Genomic DNA, 3,042 nt, shown 5'->3' on the forward strand with positions numbered 1-3,042 from the left:
GCGAGCCGCTGTCCGCGCGGGAGCTGTCACGTACGCCGCTGGTGCTGCGCGAGAGCGGCTCCGGCACCCGGCAGACCCTGGACCGCGCCCTGCACCTGGCCGACTGCGACCGTGCCCGGCCGCTGGTGGAGCTGGGCTCGACGGCCGCCGTGCGCGGCGCGGTGATCGCCGGCACCGGTCCGTCCGTCCTGAGCGAGCTGGCCGTCCGCGGGGACATCGCCGAGGGCCGGCTGGTCGCCGTCGACGTCGCGGGCGTCGACCTCACGCGCGAGCTGCGCGCGGTCTGGCCGAGCGGACGGCGCCTGGTGGGCCCGGCGGCGGAGCTGGTGGCGGTCGCCCGCGAGGCGACGACCGACGGACGGACGCCGCGACGGTAAGGGCCGGCCCGGGTGGCAGGACGCCCGGACGGCCTGGCGCCCGACGGGCCACCGCGCGGACGGACCTGACCGACCGAACGGCGCCCGACGCCCCCGGCGGCAGGGCCGGCGGCGGTCGCCCGCGAGGCGACGACCGACGGACGAACGCCGCGACGGTAGGGACCGGCCCGGGTGGCAGGACGCCCGGACGGCCTGGCGCCCGACGGGCCACCGCGCGGACGGACCTGACCGACCGAACGGCGCCCGACGCCCCCGGCGGCAGGGCCGGCGGCGGTCGCCCGCGAGGCGACGACCGACAGACGAACGCCGCGACGGTAAGGGCCGGCCCGGGTGCGTACGGCCCGGATGGCATGGCGCCCGGACGCGTACGGCCCGGACGGCGTGGCGCCCGGTGGGCTACTGCGTGGGCGGGATGGAGCCGTTCTGTCCGTTCTTCGGGGAGCCCTGGGCGCCGTCGGCGTGCCGGGGGCCCCTCGTCTGGGACCGCAGCCGTGCGGTCACGTCCTCCGGGGGCAGGAAGCGCGACCAGCGCTCGGGGAACTCCGAGGGCATGCCGGGGTCGTCCGGGTCCTCGGGATCGCTCTCGCGGGCCGCGGCGGCGCGGGCCACGTACTCGGCGATCTGCGCCTCGCGCACCCGCTCGTTGGCCTCGCGCGCCGCGGCCGTGGCGGCGGTCGGCCAGACGTGGTCGATGGCGGCGTTGACCGCGGCCCCGACGAGCACGGCGAACGCGGACACCCCGATCCACAGCAGCACGGCGACCGGCGCGGCCAGGGAGCCGTAGATGGTCGGGCCCTCGACCGTGCTGGTGAGGTAGATGCGCAGCAGGAGGCTGCCCACCACCCACATGGCCAGGGCGACCAGGGCGCCGGGGACGTCCTCGATCCACGGGGAGCGCACCGGCACCGACACGTGGTACAGCGTGGTCAGGAAGACGACGGACAGCACGATGACGACGGGCCAGTACAGGACCTGGACGAGGGTCGTCGACCACGGCACGATCCGTACCACCGCGTCCGGGCCGGCCACCATCAGCGGCAGCGCGACCGAGCCGATCAGCAGGGCCACGATGAACAGCCCGAAGGCCAGCAGCCGGGTCCTGACGATGCCGCGCACGCCGTCGAGGCCGTACATCACGGTGATGGTGTCGATGAAGACGTTCACCGCGCGCGAGCCCGACCACAGGGCGATCACGAACCCGATGGAGATCACGTCGGGTCTGCCGCCCTTGGTCACGTCCTGCAGGATCGGCTGCGCGATGTCCCGCACGCCCTGGTCGGACAGGACCGTGCGGGAGGCGTCGAGGATGTTGCGCTGCACGCTGGCGATGGTGTCGGTGCCGGTCCAGGCGTCGACGTAGCCGAGCAGCCCGAGCAGGCTGAGCAGCAGCGGCGGCACGGACAGCAGGGAGAAGAACGCCGCCTCGGCGGCGAGCCCCAGGATCCGGTACTCCATGCACGAGTCGACGGTGTCCTTCAGCAGCAGCCAGGTGATCCTGCGTTTGGACACGTTCCGGTAGACGGCTCGGGCCCGGTGGAGGCGGCCGGGCGGCCTGTCGGGGGATTCACTGGCTGACTGCACGCCCCAAAGGTATCTCCGCCGGGGCCCGGCCCACTCCTCCGCCAGGGGCGGTCACCAGGCAGGACACCGCCGCCGGGGCCCGGCCGGCCGTATTCGGTACGGACGGGTCCGGTACGGCCGTGCGGTGACCGGTGGCGTACCGCGAGGTAGGTTGCGTGCCATGGCAGTCAGCACCCACACCGTGACCAACCAGGCGCCCCCGCTGGCCGGTCACGACGTCTTCGCCACCGACCGTGCCCTGGTCGAGGCGGTCGAGCGGCACGTCGAGGCCGGTCTGCTGGAGGAGGTGCGCGGGGAGCTGTCGACGCTCGGGCGGTCCGCCGGCTCGGCCCAGGTGCAGGAGTGGGCGGCGCAGGCCGACGCCAACCCGCCGCGGCTGCGCACGCACGACCGCTACGGCCACCGTGTCGACGAGGTCGAGTTCCACCCGGCCTGGCACCGGCTGCTCGGCAAGGGCGTCTCGGCCGGGCTGACCGCGGCCTGGAACCGTCCGGCCGGGCATGTGCGGCGGGCGGCCGGGTTCCTCGTGTGGACGCAGGCCGAGGCCGGCACCGGCTGCCCGCTGTCGATGACCCACGCGGCCGTGCCCGCGCTGCGCGCCGACCCGGACCTGGCGGCCGAGTGGGAGCCGCGGCTGACGTCCGTGATCTACGAACGCGAGCTGCGGCCCGCCCCTCTGAAGGCCGGGGCGCTGTTCGGGATGGGCATGACCGAGAAGCAGGGCGGCAGCGACGTACGGACGAACACCACCTCGGCGCGGCCGCTCGCCGAGGACGGCGCCTACGAGCTGACCGGGCACAAGTGGTTCTGCTCGGCGCCGATGTCGGACGGGTTCCTGGTGCTGGCACAGGCCCCGGGGGGCCTCACCTGCTTCCTGGTGCCGCGCGTGCTGGCGGACGGCACCCGGAACGTGTTCCTGATCCAGCGGCTGAAGGACAAGCTGGGCAACCGGTCGAACGCCTCCGCCGAGGTGGAGTTCGACGGGACCTGGGCGCGCCGGGTCGGCGAGGAGGGGCGCGGGGTGCCCACCATCATCGGGATGGTGGCGGCGACCCGGCTGGACTGCGTGCTCGGCTCGGCGGGG

At 75.0% G+C, this 3,042-nt stretch carries 3 protein-coding genes; 2 read left to right on the forward strand and 1 reads right to left on the reverse strand.

The window, feature by feature from the left end; genetic code table 11:
- The coding region (locus RH94_RS44965) for a LysR substrate-binding domain-containing protein (protein WP_234426124.1) at positions 1–377 on the forward strand (377 nt) is incomplete at its 5' end.
- A gap of 396 nt (positions 378–773) precedes the next feature.
- Here RH94_RS44965 and RH94_RS29250 read toward each other — a convergent pair.
- On the reverse strand, positions 774–1,958 hold the full coding sequence (locus RH94_RS29250) for a YihY/virulence factor BrkB family protein (protein WP_073951349.1): 1,185 nt from the start codon (positions 1,956–1,958) through the stop codon (positions 774–776).
- Between the two features lie 160 nt (positions 1,959–2,118).
- On the opposite strand from RH94_RS29250, the gene RH94_RS44970 reads away from it, so the two are divergent.
- Positions 2,119–3,042: acyl-CoA dehydrogenase family protein (locus RH94_RS44970; RefSeq protein ID WP_234426125.1), on the forward strand; the 924-nt coding region annotated here is incomplete at its 3' end.

The sequence above is a fragment of the Streptomyces kebangsaanensis genome, from assembly GCF_001906585.1.
Classification (GTDB): domain Bacteria; phylum Actinomycetota; class Actinomycetes; order Streptomycetales; family Streptomycetaceae; genus Streptomyces; species Streptomyces kebangsaanensis.